The organism is Eubacterium sp. AF19-12LB, from assembly GCF_003479125.1.
Taxonomy (GTDB): domain Bacteria; phylum Bacillota; class Clostridia; order Lachnospirales; family Lachnospiraceae; genus Eubacterium_U; species Eubacterium_U album.
The window spans coordinates 36456-62442 of sequence record NZ_QUGP01000010.1; the positions used below are offsets into that span (position 1 = coordinate 36456).

Consider the following 25987-nt stretch of genomic DNA (forward strand, 5'->3'; position numbering starts at 1 on the left):
ATAAATTATACAGAATGGAAAGGTTAAAAACCTAATAAGGAGTAACTATGGAAAATAAAAGAGTTAAGGATATGACAAAGGGAAACCCTGCAAAATTACTTCTTCAGTTTACAATTCCTTTGTTGATAGGTAATGTATTTCAGCAACTTTACAATATGGTAGATTCTATTGTTGTAGGAAACTTTGTTGGTGAAAATGCTTTAGGAGCTATTGGTACAACTAATTCATTACAGTTCTTTTTCTTTTCGCTTGTTTTAGGATTATCAATAGGAATTGGGATTGTAGTTTCACAATACTTTGGTTCATCAGATGAAGAAAACGTAAAGAATACAATAGGTAACGCAATATGGGCAATTTCGATTTGCTCAGTATTAATGTCGTTAGTAGGATTCTTCCTTGCAAGACCGGCACTTGTATTAATGAATACTGATCCGGCAATATTAGAAGATGCAGTTATATATTTAAAAGTTACTGCAATTGGTTTTATTTGTGTAGGAATGTATAATGGTGTATCAAGTATTTTAAGAGCACTTGGAGATACTAAGACACCACTTACATTTTTAATTGTAGCCAGTTTGATAAATGTAGCATTAGATTTGCTTTTTGTACTCCAATTTAAATGGGGTGTTGTTGGCGTTGCAGTAGCTACGGCATTTGCACAATTGATATCAGCAGTGGCATGTATTATATATGCCGTTAAATGTACAACATTTTTCAGACTTACAAAAGAAAACTTAAAGATAAAAAAAGCAATATTATATAAATGCTTACAGTTAGGAATTCCGGTTGCATTGCAAAATGCATTGATAGCTGTTTCACTTATTGTTTTACAGGGAGTAGTAAATGGATTTGGTGCAACATTTACAACGGCATTTACAGTTGTTGCAAGAATTGAACAGTTAGTTCAGCAGCCATTTATGTCATTAGGTTCAGCCATTTCTACATTTACAGGACAGAATATGGGAGCAGGAAATGTAAAGCGTGTAAAACAGGGATTTTTCTCTGGTACAATTATAAGTACAGTATTTGCATTGGCTGTATTACCAATATTCTGGGGATTTGCACCACAGATAATATCTATATTCGGAAAGAGCCCGGATGTAATTGCAATAGGTACTGTAGGTCTTAGAATAGATAGTTGCTTTTTAGCATTTTTAGGATTAATTTATACTACTAGAAATGTCTTGAATGGAGCAGGAGATGCAATGTTCTCATTAATGACAGGAATAGTAGAAATGTGCGGAAGAATATTCCTTGCAAGACCACTTACGATGGTGCCTATGTTTGGAAGATATGGTGTATTTTTTGCAACAGGACTTACATGGTTCTTAAACGGAACAATAAGTTTAGTAAGATATAAACGTGGCAAATGGAAAAAATTAAATGTAATTTCAAAGATAAGTGAGAACTAACAATAAAACGAGGTGATGTATTTGGCAAAATTAATTGAAAATAAAGAAGAAATTGAAAAAGTTATTCTTGTGGCTGTATCATTAGATGATAGCAATGATGCGGATGAATCATTAGATGAGTTAGAAGAACTTGTAAACACTGCAGGTGCACAGGTAGTTGGAAGAACAATTCAAAATAGAGAGGCAGTTCATCCGGGAACTTATGTAGGTAAGGGAAAAGTCGAAGAATTAAAAGAGTTGATATGGGAGACACAGGCAACAGCTATTGTGTGTGACGATGAGTTAACACCTGCTCAATATAAAAATTTAGAAGATGAACTTAACGTAAAAGTTATGGACAGAACCTTAATTATATTAGATATTTTTGCAGGCAGGGCAAAAACTGCAGAAGGAAAAATACAGGTAGAACTTGCTCAGCTTAGATACAGATCATCAAGACTTATTGGTATGAAAAATCTATCAAGACAGGGTGGTGGAATCGGAACAAGAGGTCCCGGAGAAAAGAAACTTGAAGTTGACAGAAGATTAATAAGGGACAGAATTTCTCAGTTAAAAGCAGAAGTTAAAGATATGGAAGCACATAGAAATGTTACACGAGCTAAGAGATCTCAGAACCCTGTGCCTGTAGCAGCAATTGTTGGATATACAAACGCAGGTAAATCTACATTATTAAATACTCTTACGGATGCAAAAGTTTTAGAGGAAGATAAGTTATTTGCTACGCTTGATCCTACAACAAGAAATTATAAACTTCCTGACGGACAGGAAATTTTGCTTACAGACACAGTTGGATTTATCCGAAAACTTCCACATCATTTAATAGATGCGTTTAGAAGTACATTAGAGGAAGCAAAATATTCAGATATTATTATTCATGTAATAGACAGTTCTAATCCACAGATGGATAAGCATATACATGCTGTATATGAAACATTAGAACAGTTAGATGTAAAAGATAAAATTATAATTACAGTATTTAACAAGCAGGACAGACTTGAAAATAAGCCGATTTTAAGAGATTTTAAGGCTGATTATATTGTTAATGCTGCAATAAAAAATAAAGTCGGTATTGAGGAATTAAACGATGCCATAAGTAAAGCTCTTAAATCAATGAGAGTTCATATTGAAAAGGTATTTTCTTATGCTGATGCCGGAAAGCCCGGTCTTATAAGAAAATATGGACAATTATTGAAAGAAGAATATAGAGATGATGGAATTTATGTTGAGGCATATGTTCCGTCAGAAATGATGGACAGACTATAAATTTACAAAGGAGACAATAAAATGGTAAAGAAAATTAAAAACAATGATTTTAGCGAAGTAGAAGCAAGTAAAATAGCGATAGTTAATTTTTCAGTTACAGGAAATGAATCATGCCAGATAATGGAACAGATAATTAACGAAACAGCAGATGAATATGCAGGAAAAGTTGATTTTTATAGAGCTAATATTGCAATAAATCAGGAATCACCTAAAAAATATGATGTTGAAAATATTCCGGCCGTAACAATGTTTATTAATGGTGAAAAAATTGCTACAAGAACAGGATTCCAGCCTAAAGAAATAATAGAAGCATGGATTGAAAGTAAATTATAATATTAAAAAATTAAATTCATTTGTGAAATATTAAAAAAGTTTATTTAATAGTGAAAGATAAAAATATGAGTTTATTTTAATAGTTAAAGGTTAAGTCGCTCATTATTAAAATAATAAAAAGATAGATTTTGGAATTAACGTATCGCTTATTAATCGTTTAATTAAATATGAAACGAAGCGATATGAAATTTCTAAATCTATCTTTTTTATTATTTATTAAATTAATTACAATAGTGTTGATTTAAAAACTGATTCCAATTCCAACAGCTCCGGGACCGGTATGACATGCAATACTTGCAGATAAAGGTCCATAGAAAACTTTTGCATTTGGAAAAGCTTCTTTTACCATTCCAAGCCAGTTTTCAATTCCTTCTTCTGATAATCCGGCACCTGCGGCGCCAACTTTTAATTGAGACATATCATTATGTGAAAAACGACCGGCAATTTCGCTCTTTAAAGCTTCAAGCATCTTATCCTGACACTTTTTCATACTTCTTGCTTTTGCAAATGAATCAAGCTTTTCACCCTGTATTGTTAAGATAGGCTTAATATTAAGCATTGTTCCAATCATTGCAGCAGCAGGAGTGATACGGCCACCTTTCTTCAAAAATTCCAACGTATTAACTGAAATATATATACTTGAGTTATAAGCATCATCTTCTAAAGCCTTTTTAATTTCAGCACCAGATTTGCCTTCGTCAGCAAGTTCTTTTGCTGATAAAACAGATTCTCTCATTGTAACTGAAATTCTGTGGTTATCTGCTACAAATACTTTATCTTCATATTCAAGAGCAAGTCCCATAGCGGCAGAACATGAATTGCTTAATCCGCTTGACATAGGAATATATACAACCTGATCATAATCTCCACTTTCAAGGATAGAGTCCCACATATCCATTACTTCTCCGGGAGAAGGCTGAGATGTGGAAAGATTTTTACCACCGGTCAAAGCTTCATAGAATTCCTTCTCAGTTATATTTATACCTTCATAATAAACTTTATCATCAATAATTATCGGCATAGGAATGACAAAAATTCCTAAAGATTTTCCTTCTTCAGTTGTAATACCACTATTGGTATCAGTCATAATAGCTGTGCGCATTTGATTCTCCTTGTAAAATAAATTTATAATTTAACAATTTGTAAAATTATTTATTATATAGTCCAATTAGGCACTAGTTAAATTATTTTAACATTAAATACAGTGATTTTCAATATTAATAAATTATAAATCTCAATTAATTAAAGCCACATCTGATACAATAACAAATGAAAATAGTTATTTTTAATAAATATCAAGGTCAGATGTATAGTCAGAAATATAGGAATCTGACGAATCAAAATCTGAAGAGTCGTAGTCCGATATATCAAAGTCAGAAGTATTATAATCAGATGCATCAAAATCAGAGAAATTATAATCAGATGCATTATAGTCATTCTTTAAAGATGAATAATAACCTAAAGTGTCTGATACTATATCTGAGTATGAAATATCAAGATTTGCTCTTGAAGCAAAATCATTAATAAATGATTCAATGTTAAAATTAGAAATATAGTTATCTAGCGCATTTGAGTCAGAAACATCGATAAATGTTGAATTAGTATCAGGAAAATCGATATCAGCTTTGTTTGTAGATTCCTGTTTAAGTGTTAATATACCACAACTGTTTTCTTTATCTAGGGCTTCAACTTTAACCAAACTGCTTAAAAGAGATGTTTTTACTGATAAATTCAATTTATAGTCTTCTAAATCTTTGTAAGTAGTAGTAAGAGTTATATCACCATTAAATGTTCCATCTAACAATTTAGAAACATCACCATTAGATACTGTTGCGTTTATTGTTACCTCTTCAGTTGGGAAAGTAATTACAAAATCTCCACTAAATTCAGTTAATGTAGATGAACCTTTTCCTTTAACTAAAAATACTACCTTATCGCCTTCTTTAATAGTTGACTCAATTCCTAAAGAAGTTGCTTTTATAGCACGTTTATATTCTATGGTGTATGTTTTATCAGCTGTAATAGTTATTGTACGTCCAATAATATTTCCTTTGTTATCAACATAAACAAACATATCTAATAAGTCTTCATATTTTGTAAATTCATCTTTTGATTCTTCAAGTTCCTGTATAAGTGAATCAATATTTTCAGAATATGATTTAGAAGTGACATCATTTAAGTCTGAAGAAGAATCAATTGATTTAATGTAATTAATCATATCATCAATGATAGATTGTATATCTTTATCATCTTTAGCAGTTTCTAATATAGTATGAATAGAATCATAAAGTTCCTGACCACTCATTTTAACGGTAAGTCCTACACAATCCTGAGTTATACTATTTGCAGTTATAGTTGTTTTAGTTTTTTCTACATTACTAACTGAGTTGACAAAAAGAGTTGAATATTTTTTTAATATAGATTCGAGTTTTTCAGGTTCAGGGTATAAATCAGAAAAAGAACCAAGTGATTTTAATGAATCAATATTAACATCATATTCCTCAGAGTTAAGATATGAAGAAAAATCTAAATAAGAGTCAGAAATTTCAGGAATCTGACCATATATTTTTGCATTGTCAAAATCAATAAAACCATTACCTGAAACAAGGTTAGCATCATTGATTTTTGCAGCTAAGGTAACAGCTTCTTTTGAATTGTCAAATGAAGATTTGTAAGTCAATTCTGCTGAATTAATCTGATTTAATTTAGAATTTATTTTTACTAATTGATCTTTTAATTCGTCACTAAAATCTAAATGTATAGATGCAGTTGATGAGTATTTTTTTGAAGTTATTAATTTATAAGCAGTAGAGTAGGATTTAATACTGTTATCAATGTCATTGTTAATATTATTGTTTTCAACTCTGTGATAATAATCTTCAGGTTTAGCAAATTTTTCCTGAAAAATATTAGAAATAACGCTTCTTGAAGCGTAAACAGAACCACCAATTATGGCGACAAGTATAACTGCAATAATAATTACAGGTATAAATTTCTTTTTCTTTGGTTGTGTAGATGTTTCAAATTCGTTCATAAGCCCTCCATTTTTTTTAATGTATTAATATAATATACATCATATAGATAATTTGTTACCTCTAAACTATAAAAGATATTAACAGTTATGTCAATATATGTTGAAAAATGAGAAAATAGAAGTTAAAATTTGAAATGAATTAAGTATAGCACGGAACAATCTGTTGGAATCAAAGTTTGGGGCTTTTGCTCCTGGCATCATTGTATTTAAATATGAATGATAGATAATTAATTAAAAAGAGGAATGAAAAAATGAACGGTTACAAAATATTAGAAAATAATCTTATAGATATAATAAAAGAAGAACAGGCAAAACTTGGATATCGAAAGGAAAAAATCAGATTGTATTATCCTGTAAGTTCACTTAATAATATGTTTTCGAGTAAAGATAATGTTTATGAAATGGCGGAAAGATTGAAAAAACTGTCAGAGTATACTAATGAAACATTAGGAAAAATAAACGTGTCAAATAAGGCTGATAGATTTTGCTTTTATATAAGTGAACAAGGTGTTGAATATGTTCATAATAATACTAAAGAAGATGAGTTTATTAAAAAATTAATTGAATTGGTTGGAAAGCATGAAACAAAGATGCAGGATATAGAAAATTTATTCCTTTCTAAAGCATCAAAAGTCCATATAGAAAAGATGGAAGATAATGAGTTTGATACACTTATATATTTTGAGGAGGATAGTGAAGATACGTATTATTATTGCTTTAAAAATGAAGGCTTCCATATAATATATCATAGATTTTTGCCAGATGATTATAAGGATATATATCAATAAAAATAAAATAAACTTAACATGAAAACTTCCCGTAAAATTTGATATTTTTTTTGGATATTTAATGAAGAAAAATATATCAAATTTCACAGGAAGTTTTTGTATTTAAGCATATTATATAGTGTAGAGTACAGATTATTATAAATAACACGACCATATAAATTTTTATATGAGTTCGTTAGCCAAAGCTTCGAGAGAAACGATGTCTGTATCTTTTAAAGTTGATTTGATTGTTACCATATTTTCACAATAGGTTAAATCTTTCATTCCGTCTAGAATAGATTTCATAGACTTTCCAGCCATTGGAGCCCATGAACCGTTTTCAATGATTCCAATTTTACGCTTTTGATAATTCTTGTGAGCAAGTCTGTTAAGAAAATCTTCCATAGGTGGAAATACACCACCATCATATGTAGCAGCAGCTAAAACTAACTTATCATATCTAAAAGCATCTTCAATTGCTTCAGCCATATCATCTCTTGCTAAGTCAGTAAATGCAACTTTTTTGCACCCCTTTTCTTTTAAAATATCTGCGAGTTTTTCAGCAACCATTTTTGTGTTACCATGAATTGATGCACAGGCGATAAGAACACCTTCATCTTCAGGTTCATAACTGCTCCATGTAAGATATTTTCCAATATAGTAATCTAAATTCGCATTAAGTATTGGACCATGCAATGGGCAAATGGTTTTTATGTCAAGAGTAGAAGCTTTTTTTAGTAATGTCTGAACGGGTGCACCGTATTTGCCGACAATATTAAAATAGTATCTTCTTGCTTCACAAGCCCAGTCTTCATCAGCAGATAAAGCACCAAATTTGCCGAATCCATCAGCAGAGAAAAGAATCTTTTCGCTTACTTCGTATTCAACCATAACCTCAGGCCAGTGAACCATTGGAGCCATAATAAATTTTAATTTATGAGAACCTAAATCAAGTTCATCTCCGTCTTTAACAACTAAACAAAGGTCAGAGAGATTTTCAATATCAAAAAACTGAGGCAACATAGCAAATGCTTTAGCACTAAGAACTAATTTGACATTAGGATATTTGTCTATAAGATTTTTTATATTAGAAGAATGGTCGGGTTCTAAATGTGAAATAATAAGATAATCGACGTTTCTTCCAGCTAATTGAGAGTTAAGATTAGAAAACCATTCATCAGTTTTTCTCGCATCAACAGTGTCCATAACAGCAGTTTTTTCATCAAGAATTAAATAAGAATTGTAAGAAACACCGTTAGGTACAATGTATTGACTTTCAAATAAATCAATATCAATATCATCAACTCCGATATATTTTATTGAATCTGAAATATAAGTGTTGTTCATTATAAATTCCTCCTGTATTGTATTGCTCCGTTTTTTTACGGTGGCTGTTAGTAGGAAACATTGGTAAAATATGAATTTTATAAATATTGTTTCCAAATATAAATATAGACATATTATAACACTTATAATATAGAATGAGAATACAAACACGCATCAAAAAAACGTCGTGTTTGTAATGGAATTATAATTTGTGTAATCAGTAATGCCGTGACCAATATTTGGATGAAAATTTGAATAAATGACATCACTTAAACAAATGACAAATAAAATTCCAAATATGATAGAAATATAACGTAGTCGTATTTTGGCAAGCATGTTGTCTAAAATAGGGGCAATAAAATATACGATTGCAAGCCCACCAATTCCAAACATAAGTAATCCTTCTGCACTAATTCGACCTTGCAGATTTAAAAAGTAGCAGTGTTGTGTAAAATTAGAATTAAGTAAAAAAAATAAAATGTTTAGAAATTAGCACAAAAAATAATATCAATGGTTGTTCATTTGCAAAATAAATAGTAAAATACGTTGTGGAATAAAGGAAGAGTAACAATTTTTAAGAAGTAAGTTACTTTATTTTAATAAGTTAGAGGAGATAACAAATGCCGGTATTTGATTTTAGCAGCGCACCTGTAGATAAGAAAGAAGCAATATGTACATACACAACATTTCAATCGAACAATTCAGTTCCAACAGGTGATAAACCTATAATGGTGCTTGATAATAGTAAGAAGAAATGGAACCATCATTCAAGTGGAATTTTTACAAATCCATGTAAAAGAACTTCATTTGAATTTAACGAAGATGATGGTATTGTAAGTGCTGATATTTTAAAGATAGATTCAAGATTTGTAAGCTTGCTTAAATGGTTAGGAGAAAATCATATTAATGTTCGTCTTTCGGGAGAAAATAACGAAGAAGGTTATGCAGTATATAAGATTAGAGAAACTTTATCAGGTGGTGGTACAAAACTATCAGCAGAAGACGGATTCCTTCAGTTTATGATTGACAGATTGTTAGCAAGTAATGCACCTTCAGAAGAAGTCATTGATGATGATATGGATGAAGAAGGAGACAGCATGAAGCTTACAAGTATTCAAAGCATCACTGATTTTATGAATTGCGCCGGAAGAACATTACCTGATAATATCAGATTATGGGCAAGAAGAAATCTTGCAGTTGCACGCTCAAGCGAGGTATCTCAGGAGGAAAGACATCATGCACAAAGAGCACTTTCAATAATGATGAATATTCAATGGAAGAATAATTATTTTGAAGCAATTGATCCTGATGAAGCACGTAGAATATTAGATGAAGAGTTATATGGTATGGAACGTGTTAAACAGAGAATTATGGAAACAATAATTCAGATTAATCGTACACATACGCTTCCTGCATATGGACTTTTATTAGTAGGACCTGCCGGAACAGGAAAATCACAGATTGCATATGCAGTTGCAAGAATATTAAGACTTCCATGGACAACACTTGATATGAGCTCAATTAATGACCCTGAACAACTTACAGGAAGTTCACGTATATATTCAAATGCGAAACCGGGAATTATTATGGATGCATTTTCAATGGCAGGAGAGTCTAATCTTGTATTTATTATTAATGAGTTAGATAAGGCATCATCAGGAAAAGGAAATGGAAATCCTGCAGATGTATTGCTTACGCTTCTTGACAATTTAGGCTTCACAGACAATTACATGGAATGTATGATTCCTACAGTAGGTGTTTATCCTATTGCTACAGCAAATGAAAAGGATCAGATTAGTGCTCCATTAATGTCAAGATTTGCAGTTATAGATATTCCTGACTATACATCAGAAGAAAAGAAGATTATTTTTTCTAAATTTGCACTTCCAAAAGTATTGAAACGTATGAGTCTTAAGGAAAATGAATGCATTATGACAGATGAAGCATTAGATGAAGTTATTGAAATTTATAAGAATACAAGTGGTATAAGAGATTTAGAGCAGGCAGCAGAACATATAGCTGCAAACGCTTTATATCAGATAGAAGTAAATGACGTGGATTCAGTTGAATTTAACGCAAAGATGATAAGAGAATTGCTTGTATAAATTTAAGTGGGCATTCTATGAATGCCGCGAGCTTAAGGATTGCAGAGCAATCATTAAGAAATGTATGCATGAATGAATGGCATTCCCAGAGTTGTTTGGGGATGCCTTTTTTCTGACAATTAGGAAGAAGGTCTATGAAGAGGCAAGGAAAAGTCATCCGAAGCGATGGCAAAAAAAAGACTGGAGTTTTTTAGAAGAAGAATGGTTAAATCAAAAACAAAAAAAAAACAAAAAATGAGGTAAAAGCCTCATAAATTAAAAAGAAAGGAAAACGGGGTGAGTGACAACTACCCAAAAAAATTCCGTGACGAAAAACAATAGAATTGGTAAGTAATTGCTCATAGGAAAATGAAGATAAAATAAGAAATGAAAGCAGTCAAAGGTGAAATTTTGGCTGTTTCTTTTTATGTAGTGCATTTCAGATTTCTGTATAGAAACCATCCGGAAATCCAATAGCGGAAAATCCATTGTTGTATGGTTTAACCGTATGGTTGTTAAAGTTTATTAGTAGTGGAAATTGGAAAATCATATGGAATCCGTGCGGAAAATTTATAGTGGAAAATTTATAGTGGAAAATTTATAGTGGAAAATTTATTCCTATATGGATATCACTATATTTCCGTATGGAGCAGGGGTATTAGGGGCTGTTCCCCTAGCAAGAGGCACTTTTCTTTACAAAGTGCGTATCTTGCCAAGGACAGTAAGGGGAAAAATGGGTAATTTTTGAAAAATTTTATTAAAGCGAAAAACTGGGAAATGAAGATGCAAGATTGGTAAAATTAGGGTGTGAATGTATTGATGCGTATGGTAGAATTGAAGCAGTGGATATGGAATGGTTTGAATTACCTATCATTTCTTGAGAATGGAAAGAATTAGTTTGTTACATGAATATCCAAGCAAGGAGGTATTTTTTATGAATTTCAAAGTGTGCAAACTCACAAAAGATATGTCAGATGATTACATTGACTATTTTGAGCATAGAGCATTTTCTGATGGAAACATTCAAAAAGGCTGTTATTGCGTCTGGCATCATTGGACGGATAAGCATGAGCAGGAGCGGAGTCTAATGCCGGAGAATGAAAGACCGTATCGTAAAAGAGATTATGCAAAAGAATTGATAGAAAATGGTATCTTGAATGGCTTTGTAGCCGTCTATGATAATCAAATTGTTGGATTTTGTAATGCAGACACAAAAGATAATTATTTTCGATTAAGCAGGGAAACGGATCCACATAGTTGGAATGGTGTTGATGAAAGGGATAAAATTCTTTCTATTGTATGCTTTACCGTTGAGCCGGATATGCGTAGGATAGGAATTGCAAAAGCACTGCTGGATTGTGCCTGTCAGTATGCAAAGAAAAATGGATACGATTATATTGAAGGGTATCCGTCACGGGGAGAATTTTCTATAAATGATTGTGGTGGTCCAGTATCAATGTATGTAAATAAGGGATTTGATATTATTGAAATTCCGAATGGTTTGATTGCAAGAAAGAAAATACAAAAATAAAAGATTTTATTATCGGGAGGATATTTATATGGAATGGGGTAAAAAAGTTATTGAGAAAGCATTAGAATATGCTAACTACGAATGGATTGCAACAGAAAAGAATTTAAAGCATGGGACAGATTCTAATGGCGTAGAAGTAGATACACCGGATACCACTTGGAAAGGTAAAATTTTGAACTGTGGTTGGTGGAAACCGAATCAAAAAAATATAGGTGTGGCATACGGATGGGGATTAGCTTCTACTATAGAGGAGTTTAAAAAAGGAATTTCCGAAGGAAAATATGTTGGAAATGTACCGGAAGATAAATCAAGAGACGTAAGCTACGATTGTGTAGGAGTAGATTGCTCTGGCTTGTTGACTGTGTGTTGGGAGTTGCCTAAAAAAATATCTACGAGAATTATTCCTGATTACGCAAATGTAATTGAAAGCATTGATGAAATTCAGCAGGGAGATGTATTAGCTAAAATAGGAAGTCATGTTATGTTTTTCAAAGAGTTTGTGGATGATGAGAAAAAAGAAATAATTATTATAGATGCTACAAGAAGTACAGGGAAGGTATCTGTGAGAAAAGAAAATGTAGTCGAATTATTTTGCAAGGGGTATAAGATATATCGGAAGAAATAGATTAAACAATAAATGATGTTGAAAAACAAAAAATATCACTTTGAAAAATGCAGGAGACGAATGATGGAAAATAATTTTTTGGAGCAATATTATAATTTATATGATGAAGATGGAAGATTGTCATCAAAGCATGGTAAGGTTGAATTCATTACTACGATGAAATACATACATGATTATGTAAAGCCGGGAGCAAAAGTTCTTGAGGTTGGAGCGGGAACCGGAAGATATTCTATTGCATTGTCACGTGAAGGCTATCAGGTGCAGGCAATGGAATTAATAGAACATAATATTGAAGTTTTCAAATCTAAGTTGACGGATAATGAACATATAGATATCAAACAGGGAAATGCCTTAGACTTATCAGTCTATGACAATAATTACTTTGATGCGATACTTATTTTGGGCCCAATGTATCATTTATACAACGAAGAAGATAAAGTACAAGTATTGAACGAAGCAAAAAGGATTTTGAAGAAGGATGGATATATTTTCGTGGCTTACTGCATGAATGAACCAACGATAATCCAATGGGCATTTGCTGACGATGGCAATAATATGCTGGAGAGTTTGTCAAATAATATGTTGACGGACGATTTTGCTTGTATTTCCAAACCAGCTGATTTATTTGAATTAGTTAGAGTAGAAGATATTGAAAGACTAAGTGAAAAATGTGAATTAACTAGAATTAAGTTTATTGGAACAGATATGTTTTCGAACTATATCAAAGAGCGGATTGAGGAATGGTCCGATGAAGTATATGAGATCTATTTAAAATACCATTTTTCTATATGCGAAAGAAGTGATGTGATAGGGTTAAGTAATCATACGTTAGATATTTTAGTGAAGTAAATGCGAAATTGAAAGGAAAATCATGAAGAAATTAAGGAACTTGCCTGGAAACATGTAGATTTATGTGGAAATTGCGGTTCGTGTAGTGGTGGTACACGGAAAGTGATTTTTGGAAAAGAGTTTGAAAAAGTTTGTGGATGTACTTTTAGAATTGACAATCCTAATTCAGAGGATTTGAAGTTTATGAAAATTATGGTACAAATAAGGAAAAAGGAAATTGCGAAATGAAATATGTCATTCGGGAGGCGACGAACAAAGATACGGAATTTATTTGCAGAATCAATAAATATACAATGGGATATGACTATCCAGAAGAAAAGACACAATATTAATTAAAGAAAGTTTTGTGTGATGGTAACCCAAAAATTTTTGTGGCTGAAATAGAACATTTAGTGGTTGGTTATGTTCATGCGACAAAGTATGATTTATTGTACGCAAATTCAATGGTAAACATTATGGGATTGGCAGTGTTAGAGGAATATAGACACAATGGAATTGCAACAAAACTGATGGATTCGGTTGAAGAATGGGCGAAGAATATTGGTGCAGATGCTATCAGGCTTACATCTGGAAAAAAACAAGAAGAATCACACAAGTTTTATAGTAGTATTGGCTTTGAAAAGAAGAAGGAGCAGATAAATTTTGCAAAAAAGTTGAGATTGGAGTAGGTTATTTGAAAACATTATATGTAGGATTTAAAGGTATTCATAATTCTTCTAACAAATTAGTTCGGAATCTTCAAGGAGAAAAATATTTTCTGACAAACTCCTTTGAGGGATTAAAAAGGGATATTGAAAATCTGGTGGGAGAATATGAACAGGTTTATATGTTTGGATTGGATAAAGCATTAAAGGATTCGGTTCGTATAGAAAAATGTGCTGAGAAAGATGGAGAACGAATTTATACGCAAATGCTGTTATCTGGAATAGAAGAATGTTTGAAAAATAATGCAATCCCATACAGTGTATCGCACAATTCGACGCATTATTTATGTAATGAAGCCTACTTTTATATGTTGAAAAAGATGAATGGACATGTAGTCTTTGTCCATATTCCATCAACAAAAAATCTGACAGAAGAGATGTTACAAAAGTTAGTTTTAGTTTTTGAACAAAAAGGATGATTTTACTATGAGAGATTTTATATTTATTATAGGAGCCAGTGGTATTGGAAAAACGACACTAGCAACGAAATTATATGAACATTACAAGGGTGCGTATGTTGAAATGAGTATGATTCCAGAGTTCGGAGTGCCTGAAGGTGTTGATGAGGGTTTGTTTGAAGAGCGGGTTTGCTGGGAGTCTTGTGTGACTCAAGTGAAAAAGTTCTGGGAACTTGGCATAAGAAATATTGTTGCTCTAGACTTTGACGATTTAAGAACAAGAGATATTCCAGAGGTGTTCAAAGGATTTAATTATATTACGATAAAACTTGTTTGCAGTGATTATAGACAAAATTATGAACAGATGAAAAATAGAGGAAATGGACTTATAGATTTTGAATTGTTAGAGAAAATGAGTCAAAAAATTAATGCAAGAAAATGCTTGGTGAATGAGTTTGAACTGGATATTGCAGGAAAAACAGTTGAGCAGGTTTTCATAGAAGCGTTAGAGATAATTGAACATAAGGAAATAAAAATGGAGTATGACTATTTAAAACCTAAAAAGCAATTGTTTTATTCTTGGGTTTTCAGTAATGGTTTACGGTAAAAGGATTTGAGGATGAAAATAATTTTTTATTGTAGATGGGCATAATCTACCGTTTCAGATGTTCTTGGAATGTCTACAAGAATTGTCAATAAAGATGGTATTACGATATAAGGTGTCATTGGGGTTGTAGATGCATTAAATAAAATTATTGATATAACAAAGCTAAAGCATGTTATCGTGTTGTTGGATAGCGAGCAGCACAATGAGCGATAAGAGAATGTAATTTATATTAATTGGAAAATTTGAAAGAATCAAAATAATAGTTGCTATTTATTTTTGAATTGCATACAATAAAGACAGGTAGATAAACATTTTCAGCCATACAAGAAAGGATGGTTATATGGCAGTAGCAGTAAAAAATAATTATGATATTGCATTGAAGGAACAACAGAAAGAAGTTAGAAATATGGTTCTTGCAGGTTTGGAAAATATTAAAGAAGGTAAGACAAAAGATTTTAACGAGGTATGCGACAGATTGGAGAAAAAATATAGAAATGCAGCAGTATAAAATCAGAATTAGCGAGTTAGCTGAACAAGATTTAGAAAACGCAGGTGATTATATTGCATTTAAACTGCTTAATCCTATTGCTGCTGAAAATATGGTAAAAGGTATTAGGGAACAAATAAATAAGTTGGAAGTTTTTCCAGCCAGTTATGAACTAGACGATGATTCTATATTAGCAGAATTAGGAATACATAAAACATACTATAAAGAATATAAGATATTTTACACTATTGATGATAATGTGAAGAAAATTTTTATAGTCAGAATATTGCATATCCGAATTACATAGCAGGTGCATATTATGTAAGTAAGGTAATTAAAACAAAGGATTGTAATGCTAATAATGTATCATATTTGAATAATGGTATGAGTCAGGGACAACAGAATTATATGAAAAATGATATTATGAATATGAATTGGGCAAATATTCAATCAAAGTATAATTTTACATATAAAGAGATAGATACTAATAAACGTTTCTTATTATGGGGAGCATTAATGCATATAACTTCTGATACTTATGCACATAGGTCATGGACAAAAAATAGTTCAGTAAATTGGGTACATATTGGAAGCCCAGATACATATGATACAGGAAAAATTCCATTAAGATATGATGCAGCAAAGAAAGTTATAGAAAATATAATGAACAAATGTATTAAAAAAATGTATTAAAACATCAGCACCATATTCTTCAAATTACTTTATGAGTGAACAAATGGCACTTGATTCAAACTATTATAACGGAACATTTAAGTTGAAAAGATTGATGTTTTATGCAAGTGATAATAGTAAAAATGAACCTAACTATAATTCATATTATTTAAATTTAGGGTTAGGAACACAACCAGAAACAAGTGAAGAAATGGGAACGTTGATGGCATTAGGTGTCTATTTACATTGATGGTGGAGGAAGGACTATGAAAAGAACAATTGCAATTGCAGCACTTTGTGCAGGTATAATGTTAACTACATTTCCATGCCAGGCAAAGGAAAGCGGAAATGTAAAAATTAACGCAAAGAATTTTCCAGATACAATAGTAAGAGAATATGTGTCAGAAAAAATCGATAAAAATAATGACGGTTACCTTAGCAAAAAAGAAATATCAGCAGTGAAAACAATCACTATTGATAAGAATAATTTGTATTGGGAGAATAAAGAGAAGCCAAAAGAAGATTATGAAATAATAGACGGCAAAGGCTTAGAAATTTTTACAAATGTTGAAAAAGTAAAACTTACAACATATTGTGATACTTATGTAAGTGAGTATGGCAACATAAAAAATATCAAAGTTTTAACAAAATTGACGAAGATAAAGAACTTGGAAATTAGTGGTGTTAATAACAGTAATTATGATTTCACAAAATTAAATAATTTAGAGAGGTTATGTATAAAAAGTACAAAACTTAAAAAACTGAATTTATCTAAGAACGTCAAATTGAAAAATCTGAAGCTTGCATATAATCCTTTGTTGAAAAAAATTAATCTTACGAAAAACAAAAATTTAGAAAAGATTAATTTATACGGAAGCGGAGTTAAAAAAATTACACTGGGAAAAAATAACAAAATAAAAAATGCTAACCTAAATTGTACATTTATTAGCAATTATGAAAAATGTAATTTTAATCCAAAAACATTAAAAACTCTAAAAATATGCAATACACAGATTAAAAAAGTTAATTTGAAAAAGTACAAGAATCTAAAGAAATTGTCAGTTACAAAAGAGGTAAAAGTAATTGGCTATAAAGGTAAAAAAACAATTTACGATGAGACACTATAATTAAAAAAGGGAGCATACTACATTAGCGATTTACAAGCAGCTGTAGTATGCTCCCTTAAATTTATTTATCTTCAATGTGCATTAGCCCATGTACAATCAATCCGATTCCCACAATTAACAGTAATATAAATAAATAGTGCAATAATATGGAGTTACCGGAAGAACTAACAACACTGTCGGCTAATAAAACGGCTTCACTTAAGTTATCAAGGGCAAGTCCTATACAGGTTTTATTAACGTGCTTTATTTGCTTTGTTGTATTCGATTTTTTGAAAAAAGAAAGCAGAATGAATTAGGAAAATGTAATCATTTTGTTATTGAATGTGTTATTGTTACTTCTTTTGCATTAAGTGAAATATTGGGAAATTTTATTGGTATATATAATGTACATACGTGTAATTTCTTTGGGTTAGGTATTGCATTATTATGTGTAATATTGGAAGGAGTTTTCTTATTTAAGGAATAAAGAGTGTAATTCGTTTAACGCCTTTGATGAAGCCAGCCTTTTTTGCATATGCTTGTTGATAGTAGAGCATAGTTATATCGTACATTTGGTATCCCAAGTTGACAATTGGAAATAAGTAGTAAGAAAGTGTCGTCAAACTGTCGTCATTTTCTCACGCAAGTAGAAATAATGACAACATAAACAGCAACAATACACAATGGAAACAACGAAAATAAAACAAGATATACCAAACAATGATGAAATAATTCCGTGAAGGTGGTAGAACAGTAGGTTCAGGTAAGGTTGCTACTATCGTTATGGAATAGTTGGCTATGAAGGTTATGAGGGGGTAAATAGCTTTTTGATGCTTAACATGCAGGAGAGTCTGAATCTTTCGCCAGAATATGTTTTGATAGGTTTTATTTTTCGATTTGGAGCACCAAAAGAAATAAGGGTGTCAAATATAATTGTGGAAGCAGGAATTGATCAGATATGCGATGTATGTGGAATTAAACTTCGCAGAATAAAAAGATTAAAAGGATTGGAAGAGTACAAAGATAGTTATACAATAGAAAAATATTATTTTGAAAACAGAGAGCAAAAATTAGGCGAAATATGGGGATATTTTCTGATTGACACATATACTAAATTATGATAAATTTTTTATAACAGAGAGGGAGTAGTTGCATGCAATGCATGTTCTGATTTTCGTCAGTACGTTCTATAAGAACCGGAGGTCAGAGAACTATTTTTGATTTATAAAATTATCATTTGATAATTAATTAAATTTAAGTAAGTTAAACGAGACTTTTTGTGCAATGTTTATGCACAAAAGGTCTCTTTTTTATTATCAGGAGGTTGCTATGAAAGAAGTGTATCAAAAAACAAAAGAAGAATTATTTAATGAGTATGGAAATTCGCAGGGACTAAATGATGAAAAAGCAAGTGAATATCTTGAAAAGTATGGTGAAAACATATTAATTTCGAAAAAGAAAAAAAGTGTTGCAAGAGTGTTTTTAGAACAATTTGCGGATTTGCTTGTAATTATTCTTATTATAGCCGCCGTAGTGTCTATGATGACAGGAAATTCAGAAAGTACAGTTGTAATAATAGTAGTTATAGTTATGAATGCAATATTAGGGACTGTTCAGTATGTAAAAGCTGAGAAATCATTAGATTCTTTGAAAGAATTATCAGCACCTAAAACAAAAGTCCTTAGAAATGGAATAAAACAGGAATTAGAATCTAAGTATGTTGTTCCCGGGGATATTTTAATTTTAGAAACTGGAGATATGGTTGTAGCCGATGGAAGAATAATTGAAAATTATTCATTGCAGGTAAATGAAAGCTCGCTTACGGGAGAGTCAACGAATGTTGATAAATTTGATAAGAATATTCAAAGTGAAGTGTCATTAGCTGACAGATGCAATATGATTTATTCAGGAAGTCTTGTTACTTATGGAAGGGCAAATGTTTTAGTAACTGCTACAGGAATGAATACTGAAATGGGAAAAATCGCTGATTTAATGAATATGACTCAGGATAAAAAGACTCCTTTGCAGATAAGCCTTGATAATTTTAGTAAAAAACTTGCATTAATAATTATGGGGATAAGTGTTGTCGTGTTTGGACTTTCGTTATGGCAGGGAAATAAAATACTAGATTCACTTATGTTTGCAGTTGCATTAGCTGTAGCAGCAATTCCTGAGGCGTTAAGTTCAATAGTAACAATTGTTCAGGCTATGGGAACGAGAAAAATGGCAAAGGATAATGCAATTATAAAGGAATTAAAGGCAGTGGAAAGTTTAGGTTGCGTTTCTGTAATATGCTCGGATAAAACAGGAACACTAACACAGAATAAAATGACCGTACAGCAGATTTATATAGATGGCAAATGCATTATTCCCGAAGAATTGGATGTTAATAATCAGTTACACAGGTATTTGCTATATGATGCAATTTTAAATAATGATTCATCAATTCAGGGCGGAAATAATATTGGAGATCCTACAGAGACTTGTTTGCTTGAAATGGTTAAGAAAACAGATTTGCATAAAATGGGAATTTCAGATGAAGATATACGAATATTGATGCCAAGATTAGAAGAAATTCCATTTGACTCAGAAAGAAAACTTATGAGTAGCAAATATGAAATTCATAAGGTACCAACGATTCTTACAAAAGGGGCAGTAGATGTTTTAATTGATAGAATCGAAAATATTTCGACAAGCAATGGAGTCAGAAAAATAACGAAAGAAGACAAAGAAAAGATTATAAAACAAAATCAAATTTTTTCGGAGAATGGACTTAGGGTTCTTGCATTTGTATATAAGGAATGTGAAGAGTGCCATTGCTTATCAACAAAAAGCGAGCATGGTTATACTTTTATAGGTTTAGTTTCAATGATAGACCCGCCGAGAGAAGAATCAATGGAGGCAGTAAAGAAAGCAAAAGAGGCAGGAATTAAGCCTATAATGATTACAGGTGACCATAAAGTAACAGCCACTGCCATAGCAAAATCTATAGGAATATATAAAGAAGGAGATGTGGCACTTACAGGTAAAGAAGTTGATGAAATGACGAATGATGAGCTTGAAAATGTATTAGATAAGGTGTCTGTATATGCGAGAGTATCACCTGAAAACAAAATAAGAATAGTTGATGCATGGCAACAAAAAGGAAATGTAGTTGCAATGACAGGAGATGGTGTAAATGATGCGCCGGCTTTAAAGAAAGCGGATATAGGAATAGCTATGGGAATAACAGGAACAGAGGTTTCAAAAGACGCTGCTGATATGATTTTAGCAGATGATAATTTTGCAACTATTATTAAGGCAGTTTTAAATGGAAGGAATGTATATAGAAATATTTTGAATGCAATATTGTTTTTATTATCCGGAAATTTGGCAGCTATTTTAGTAGTACTTTATTGTTCATTAATGGCATTAGACGTTCCATTTAAACCGGTTCATTTGCTATTTATTAATTTGCTTACTGATTCTTTGCCGGCACTTGCAATTGGGATGGAGCCATCTGATAACTTATTATTAAAGAAGAAACCAAGAAATCCTAAGAAAGGCATTTTTACAAGAAATATATCTATAAAGTTAATAGTTTACGGTATATTAATAGGAACTGTAACATTAAGTGCTTTTTATATAGGGGATAAGATTAATCCGCTTACTGCAAGTACAATGGCATTTGCAACATTAACACTTGCCAGATTATTTCATGGATTTAATTGTAGAAGTGAAAGTTCTATTTTTAAAATTGGAATTAAAAGTAATTTATGGAGTGTAGCAGCATTTGTTATCGGAACTTTAATGCTTGGATTTGTAATTTTTGTAAAATTTATGCATTCAATGTTTATGATTGCTCCGTTAACGGGTATTCAGATTATTGAAATAATTGCATTAGCATTTGTGCCAACCGTTATAATTCAGGTAGTCAAAGTAGTAGTTGAAAAAATAAATTAAAACAGTTATTTAATTTTTTGATATTTTTAATTTTGAAAGGGGATAGTTTATTTAGTAATGTGATAAGTAAATTTAGTAAAAAAAGTATGAAAAATTAGTGACAATTAAAAAATATGATGTTATAGTACCGCCTAACGAAATAAATAACAAACAAGGACGTTTGGATTTGCACATTGTGTAATGAAAAACGTCTTATTTTTTTCGTTATTAAATCATGAAAGAAACAAATGTAAATGAAGTTTATTTTCAAATGTTTCCCATGATTAGCCGCTGACCAAAGTGATGCGACAATACATATTATACAAGGAGAAAAAAGCCTATGAGAAAAGAAATGTTAAAGAAAAGTATTGGAACAATTGTGATGACAATTGCTTTAGTAGGAACATCAATACCCGGCGTTACTGTTAGTCCTGTTAAAGTAAATGCAGATGTTGCAACTACAGTAAGTGTATCATCAAATGAAGTAGGAAAACTTGAAAGTATTTTCACTACAATTGATTTAATGGATGCTTCCATTAGTGAATTGGAAACGGCAATGGAAAAAGGAGAACTTACTGCAGAGCAGTTAGTACAGATGTATATAGACAGAATAAATGCATACGATAAATCGCTTAATTTAAATTCCATTATTACAATTAATTCAAAAGCTTTGGATGAGGCAAAAGAATTAGATAAGGAAAGAGCGGCAGGAAAAATAAAAGGAAAACTTTATGGTATCCCAATTATTGTAAAAGATAATTACGATGTTGAAGGTATGCCGACAAGTGCAGGATGTAAGGCATTAAAAGATTCAATTGCACCTGATGACTCTTATGCGGTTAAAAAATTAAAAGAAGAAGGCGCAATTATATTAGCAAAGGCAAATATGTCTGAGTTTGCATCAAGTGGTTCAAATTCCCGTTCAACATTAGGAGGAGCTGTTCATAATGCATACGATACAGAAAGAACAGCAGCAGGTTCTTCAGGAGGTACAGCAGTTGCCATAACATCAAATTTTGCAACAGCAGGTTTAGGAACAGATACAGGTTCATCAATTAGACGTCCGTCATCATTCTCTAATTTGTATGGCTTAAGACCTTCAAAAGGATTAACATCAATTGATGGCGTTGTTCCGCTTAATGGAGATAGAGATGTAACAGGACCTATTTGTAGGAGTGCAGAAGATTTGGCAACAATTATGACAGCAATTGCGGGAACAGATGCTAATGACAGTTATACAGTTGATGCAAATGCAGATTCATTAAAACCTGCAAACGGATATGAATCAGGACTTAAAGCAGATGGCTTAAAAGGAAAGAAAATAGGTTATTTGTCAAATTCATTTGGATATTATGTGGCAAATGATGATTCTGATGCGGGTGAAAGAACTACAGAATTAGACAGTAAAATTAGTGACATGGTTGAGAAAGCAAAGGAAAATTTGGAAGCAGGAGGCGCTGAATTAGTAGATATTTCACAGTATATTCCTGAATCACTTATTACTTTTCTTAGACAGGCAGCACCTTATGCAAATGTATTTGAATGGGATTTAGATACATATTTTACATCGCTTGGACCTGCAGCACCTATTAAAACTGCATATGAATTAATCAATAATTATAAATATGGAGAAGATTATACTAATATAAGTATTAGAAATCCAATTGAAGATTTTTCGACAATGACAAATCCAAGAACTACAGAAAACTGGCAGTCATGCTGGAATGGAATGGTTAATTTCAGAACAACAATTTCTAACATTTTGAAAGAGCAAGATATTGATGCAGTTGCATATGTATCACAGACAGATGTGGCAGATATTGAAACAACTTCTAACAACAAAAATAATGCAGCTTCATATATAAATTACTTTGGACCTGTAGCAGGATTACCTGATATGATGATTCCAATGGGATTTGCTAAAGCTGACCCGGATAATGGATATGAAACAGAAATGCCACTTGGTATGTCATTATTTATAAGTTATGGAAATGAAGAAAAGCTTATTGAAATTGCATATTCTTATGAACAGACAGCAGGAGAGAGCATAAGAAAACAGCCATCTACAGTTCCTGCATTAGAGGATAAGAACGTTGATAAATTCTTAGATGAATTAATTGATAAAACTGACAGCATTGATTTTAGCGAGTACACAGTTTATCCAAATGGTAAGGTAAATGTATTGTTAAATAAATATGCAGAGGCTACAGAAGTTGACAGAAGCGATGTATATGAAACATATGAAGCTACATATGATTTGGCAAAGGCTTACGATTCATTAATGAATAAATTACTTGCAAATAAAAAAGTAACAACACCTGTAACAGACAAAACACCTACAGCAAATACATCTACTGTAACAACACCTACAACAGAAACTGTAAGTGCACCAGCAAAAGCAAAGATTTCAAAGATTAAAAAAGCGAAGAAGTCTATGAAGATTGCCATTAGAAAACAGTCCGGTGTCAAAGGATATCAGATTAAATATTCAACATCAAAGAAATTTGCAGCTAAGAAAACAAAGACAGTAACTACATCAAAAGTTACAGTGACAGTTAAGAAAATAAATGTTAAAAAGACATACTATGTTAAAGTAAGAGCTTATAAACTTATTGATGGCAAAGTAACATACGGTGCTTATTCAAAAGTAAAGAAAGTAAGTTAATAAATGATTACAAATAAATAGTTTTAATAAAATGTAATTAGTTATTAAAAATAAAATATTATGTAAAAGATATAATTACAAATTAATAAAAATACGGATATTCAGGTTTCAACTGATATGTGCAAAAACTTAGAACACATATCATAAACTTAGAATATCCGTATTTTTTATATATGCGTATATTGGGAATACATAGGATTTACAATTACATATTTAGAATATTTTTTGCCAACATAGAACATTGTATAAGGGTTTGGCCAGAAGAAAACTTTGATGTGTAAAAAATATTTAAATATAATGGTAAACTTTTCTTTTTCTAATTAAACATGTAACAGTTACGCATAATGTTAATAATTCTGCAATTGCTACTGAAATCCATATACCATTTATTCCCAAAATCATAGGAAGAATAAGTACTACAGATAATTGGAATACAAGCGTTCTTAAAAACGAAATTGCAGCAGATATTAAACCGTTATTTAAAGCAGTAAAGAATGATGAACCAAATATATTAAAGCCATTAATTAAAAAAGCAAAGCAAAATATTTGGAAACCATGTTTAGTCATGAGAAATAGGTCAGCGTTATAACCGACAAACAATTTGGCAAGAGGTCCTGCAATTAATTGTGCGATTACAAATAACATAATACCCCATGAGCCAATAAGACTAATGCTTTTCTTAAATAAATTCTTTAGTTCATTATCATTTTTAGCTCCATAGTGAAAACTTATTATAGGAGCACTTCCAATAGAATAGCCTAGGAATATTGCAATAAATATAAAATTAACATACATAATGGTTCCATATGCTGCAACACCGTTTTCTCCGGCAAATTTCATCAACTGATAATTGTAGATAGAATTAACAATTGAGCTTGATAAATTTGTCATTAACTCAGAAGAACCATTTGTGCAGGTCTTAATCAATATTTTTAAATTAAAATGTGTTTTTCCTAATTTTAATTTACTGCTGTTGTTTCTTGAAAAATAAAAAATAGGGATAAGTCCACCGATGCATTCACCACAAACAGTAGCAAGAGCTGCACCTGCGAGACCAAAATTAAGAACAGCAATAAATAAAAAGTCAAGAATCATATTTGTTACACCCGCAGCTATAATAACAAATAAACCTAACTTTGGTTTCTCAGCAGTAACGAAAAAACTTTGAAAAACATTTTGCAACATAAAAAACGTTAATGATGCAAAACTGATTCTTGCATATAAAACACAATTATTAAGTAATTCACCTTCGGCACCAAGGGCGGTTACAAGAGGTTTAACGAAAAAGAAACCTGAAAGTGAGAATAGTAAACCACCAATTAATGTAGCGTAAACGAGAAATGAAAAGTATTCATTTGCCTTTTCAGGTTCATTTTCACCAAGAGTTTTTGCAACAATGGCGCTGCCTCCGGTACCTATCATAAAACCAATGGCACTAAGTCCCATTAAAAGAGGCATAACAAGATTAATTGCTGCAAAAGCAGTTCGCCCAACAAAATTTGAAACAAATAAACCATCTACAACACCATAAATGGATGTAAAAATCATCATTATTATTGATGGTAGAACAAATTTTAATAATTTATTTAATGTAAAATGATCTGATAATTGTATTTGCATTATAATCTCCTTATAGTTTTGACAATTCTTCTCTTAAAGCAGAATTGTATTTTTGGTATAATTTAAGCATTAATTCACATTCCTCATTTTTAAGAGAAGAAAAAGCGTTATTTTCCATTTCTATGACGGGATATATTTTTTCAGAAACAAATTGCTTCCCGGTTTCAGTTAAATAAATATACATTCCACGACCTTTTCCGGGTGTTAATGTAAGATAGCCCTGTTGTTCAAGTTTTCTGATTGATGAATTAACAGTTTGCTTAGGAAGACATGAGGAACGGCAAATATCGCGCTGCATACAACCGTCGCCGGCTTCGCAAAGATAATAAAATATATCAAAAATGCTGTCTGACATATTAAGCTTAATTGCTAAATCATGATAAATATCATTAAAATCTTTGTAGATATGATTAAATTCGATGAGTGCAGGACTCATATTTGGATAATTATCTGTTTTCATTATTTACCATCCTCTTCTTTAAATTTAAGTCTGATTTCGTACTCGTAGAAGTATAGTCCGATTACGGACTCGTGTCAAGAGGAAAATTTAAGAAGGAGTTTAGCAATTGAAATTAATGAAAGT

At 31.4% G+C, this 25987-nt stretch carries 25 protein-coding genes; 20 read left to right on the top strand and 5 right to left on the bottom strand.

The features are described 5' to 3' along the window. Positions 1-47 precede the first annotated feature (47 nt). Genes DWX29_RS10285 through DWX29_RS10295 form a run of 3 tightly spaced genes read left to right on the top strand, consistent with a single transcriptional unit; the run spans position 48 to position 3008 of the window. On the top strand, positions 48-1412 hold the full coding sequence (locus DWX29_RS10285; protein WP_022089300.1) for an MATE family efflux transporter: 1365 nt from the start codon (positions 48-50) through the stop codon (positions 1410-1412). 21 nt (positions 1413-1433) lie between these two features. After that, complete coding sequence (gene hflX / locus DWX29_RS10290; RefSeq protein WP_243053260.1) at positions 1434-2675, top strand: GTPase HflX; 1242 nt, start codon at positions 1434-1436, stop codon at positions 2673-2675. 21 nt (positions 2676-2696) lie between these two features. Then, positions 2697-3008, top strand: coding sequence for a thioredoxin family protein (locus tag DWX29_RS10295; protein ID WP_117909099.1), 312 nt, complete (start codon positions 2697-2699; stop codon positions 3006-3008). A gap of 241 nt (positions 3009-3249) precedes the next feature. On the opposite strand, the gene DWX29_RS10300 is transcribed toward DWX29_RS10295, so the two are convergent. Further along, positions 3250-4110 carry a DegV family protein gene (locus DWX29_RS10300; RefSeq protein ID WP_118565800.1) on the bottom strand — a complete coding sequence of 287 codons (861 nt, stop codon included), beginning with the start codon at positions 4108-4110 and terminating at the stop codon, positions 3250-3252. Positions 4111-4293: 183 nt separating this feature from the next. After that, entirely contained in the window at positions 4294-6042 is a 1749-nt protein-coding gene (locus DWX29_RS10305) for a DUF6583 family protein (protein WP_118565801.1), read from the bottom strand. Positions 6043-6293: 251 nt separating this feature from the next. Here DWX29_RS10305 and DWX29_RS10310 point away from each other — a divergent pair, with 251 nt between their 5' ends. Further along, entirely contained in the window at positions 6294-6830 is a 537-nt protein-coding gene (locus tag DWX29_RS10310) for a DUF3877 family protein (protein ID WP_118565802.1), read from the top strand. 162 nt (positions 6831-6992) lie between these two features. Here the strand turns inward: DWX29_RS10310 and DWX29_RS10315 are convergent, their stop codons facing one another. After that, the gene (locus DWX29_RS10315; protein ID WP_118565803.1) at positions 6993-8156 is read right to left on the bottom strand and encodes an MBL fold metallo-hydrolase; all 1164 of its coding nucleotides are present in this window, start codon (positions 8154-8156) and stop codon (positions 6993-6995) included. A gap of 599 nt (positions 8157-8755) precedes the next feature. Here DWX29_RS10315 and DWX29_RS10325 point away from each other — a divergent pair. The 16 genes from DWX29_RS10325 to DWX29_RS10395 all read left to right on the top strand — a co-directional run bounded on the left by DWX29_RS10325 (position 8756) and on the right by DWX29_RS10395 (position 23784). Next, on the top strand, positions 8756-10240 hold the full coding sequence (locus DWX29_RS10325) for an AAA family ATPase (protein WP_117909111.1): 1485 nt from the start codon (positions 8756-8758) through the stop codon (positions 10238-10240). Between the two features lie 76 nt (positions 10241-10316). Beyond that, entirely contained in the window at positions 10317-10478 is a 162-nt protein-coding gene (locus tag DWX29_RS12705) for a hypothetical protein (protein ID WP_158562641.1), read from the top strand. A gap of 675 nt (positions 10479-11153) precedes the next feature. Beyond that, complete coding sequence (locus DWX29_RS10330) at positions 11154-11750, top strand: GNAT family N-acetyltransferase (protein ID WP_243053261.1); 597 nt, start codon at positions 11154-11156, stop codon at positions 11748-11750. A 28-nt stretch (positions 11751-11778) separates the two neighbouring features. After that, positions 11779-12375 carry a hypothetical protein gene (locus DWX29_RS10335; protein WP_022089309.1) on the top strand — a complete coding sequence of 199 codons (597 nt, stop codon included), beginning with the start codon at positions 11779-11781 and terminating at the stop codon, positions 12373-12375. Between the two features lie 63 nt (positions 12376-12438). Further along, on the top strand, positions 12439-13224 hold the full coding sequence (locus tag DWX29_RS10340; RefSeq protein WP_117909115.1) for a class I SAM-dependent methyltransferase: 786 nt from the start codon (positions 12439-12441) through the stop codon (positions 13222-13224). Positions 13225-13568: 344 nt separating this feature from the next. Then, the gene (locus DWX29_RS10345; protein ID WP_118565805.1) at positions 13569-13892 is read left to right on the top strand and encodes a GNAT family N-acetyltransferase; all 324 of its coding nucleotides are present in this window, start codon (positions 13569-13571) and stop codon (positions 13890-13892) included. A gap of 5 nt (positions 13893-13897) precedes the next feature. Continuing rightward, entirely contained in the window at positions 13898-14347 is a 450-nt protein-coding gene (locus DWX29_RS10350; RefSeq protein ID WP_118565806.1) for a hypothetical protein, read from the top strand. A 7-nt stretch (positions 14348-14354) separates the two neighbouring features. Next, positions 14355-14933 carry a hypothetical protein gene (locus DWX29_RS10355; protein ID WP_118565807.1) on the top strand — a complete coding sequence of 193 codons (579 nt, stop codon included), beginning with the start codon at positions 14355-14357 and terminating at the stop codon, positions 14931-14933. A 340-nt stretch (positions 14934-15273) separates the two neighbouring features. Further along, positions 15274-15441 carry a hypothetical protein gene (locus tag DWX29_RS12835; protein ID WP_022089316.1) on the top strand — a complete coding sequence of 56 codons (168 nt, stop codon included), beginning with the start codon at positions 15274-15276 and terminating at the stop codon, positions 15439-15441. Continuing rightward, positions 15428-15727 carry a type II toxin-antitoxin system RelE/ParE family toxin gene (locus tag DWX29_RS10360; RefSeq protein WP_022089317.1) on the top strand — a complete coding sequence of 100 codons (300 nt, stop codon included), beginning with the start codon at positions 15428-15430 and terminating at the stop codon, positions 15725-15727. Before DWX29_RS12835 ends, DWX29_RS10360 begins: the two co-directional genes overlap by 14 nt. 101 nt (positions 15728-15828) lie before the next feature. Beyond that, on the top strand, positions 15829-16113 hold the full coding sequence (locus tag DWX29_RS10365) for a hypothetical protein (RefSeq protein WP_147365048.1): 285 nt from the start codon (positions 15829-15831) through the stop codon (positions 16111-16113). Between the two features lie 43 nt (positions 16114-16156). After that, complete coding sequence (locus DWX29_RS10370) at positions 16157-16342, top strand: hypothetical protein (RefSeq protein WP_022089319.1); 186 nt, start codon at positions 16157-16159, stop codon at positions 16340-16342. Positions 16343-16358: 16 nt separating this feature from the next. Next, positions 16359-17219 carry a hypothetical protein gene (locus tag DWX29_RS10375; protein ID WP_118565809.1) on the top strand — a complete coding sequence of 287 codons (861 nt, stop codon included), beginning with the start codon at positions 16359-16361 and terminating at the stop codon, positions 17217-17219. A gap of 806 nt (positions 17220-18025) precedes the next feature. Further along, positions 18026-18319 (top strand): hypothetical protein, encoded by a 294-nt coding sequence (locus DWX29_RS10385; protein ID WP_147365049.1) that lies wholly within the window; start codon positions 18026-18028, stop codon positions 18317-18319. Positions 18320-18527: 208 nt separating this feature from the next. Next, positions 18528-21140 (top strand): cation-translocating P-type ATPase, encoded by a 2613-nt coding sequence (locus DWX29_RS10390; protein WP_118565812.1) that lies wholly within the window; start codon positions 18528-18530, stop codon positions 21138-21140. Positions 21141-21459: 319 nt separating this feature from the next. Continuing rightward, on the top strand, positions 21460-23784 hold the full coding sequence (locus tag DWX29_RS10395) for an amidase (protein ID WP_118565813.1): 2325 nt from the start codon (positions 21460-21462) through the stop codon (positions 23782-23784). 288 nt (positions 23785-24072) lie between these two features. Here DWX29_RS10395 and DWX29_RS10400 read toward each other — a convergent pair whose 3' ends face one another. Both DWX29_RS10400 and DWX29_RS10405 read right to left on the bottom strand, forming a co-directional pair. Continuing rightward, positions 24073-25404 (bottom strand): MATE family efflux transporter, encoded by a 1332-nt coding sequence (locus DWX29_RS10400; RefSeq protein WP_118565814.1) that lies wholly within the window; start codon positions 25402-25404, stop codon positions 24073-24075. Positions 25405-25414: 10 nt separating this feature from the next. Further along, the gene (locus tag DWX29_RS10405) at positions 25415-25864 is read right to left on the bottom strand and encodes a MarR family winged helix-turn-helix transcriptional regulator (RefSeq protein ID WP_118565815.1); all 450 of its coding nucleotides are present in this window, start codon (positions 25862-25864) and stop codon (positions 25415-25417) included. Positions 25865-25987: the final 123 nt, after the last annotated feature.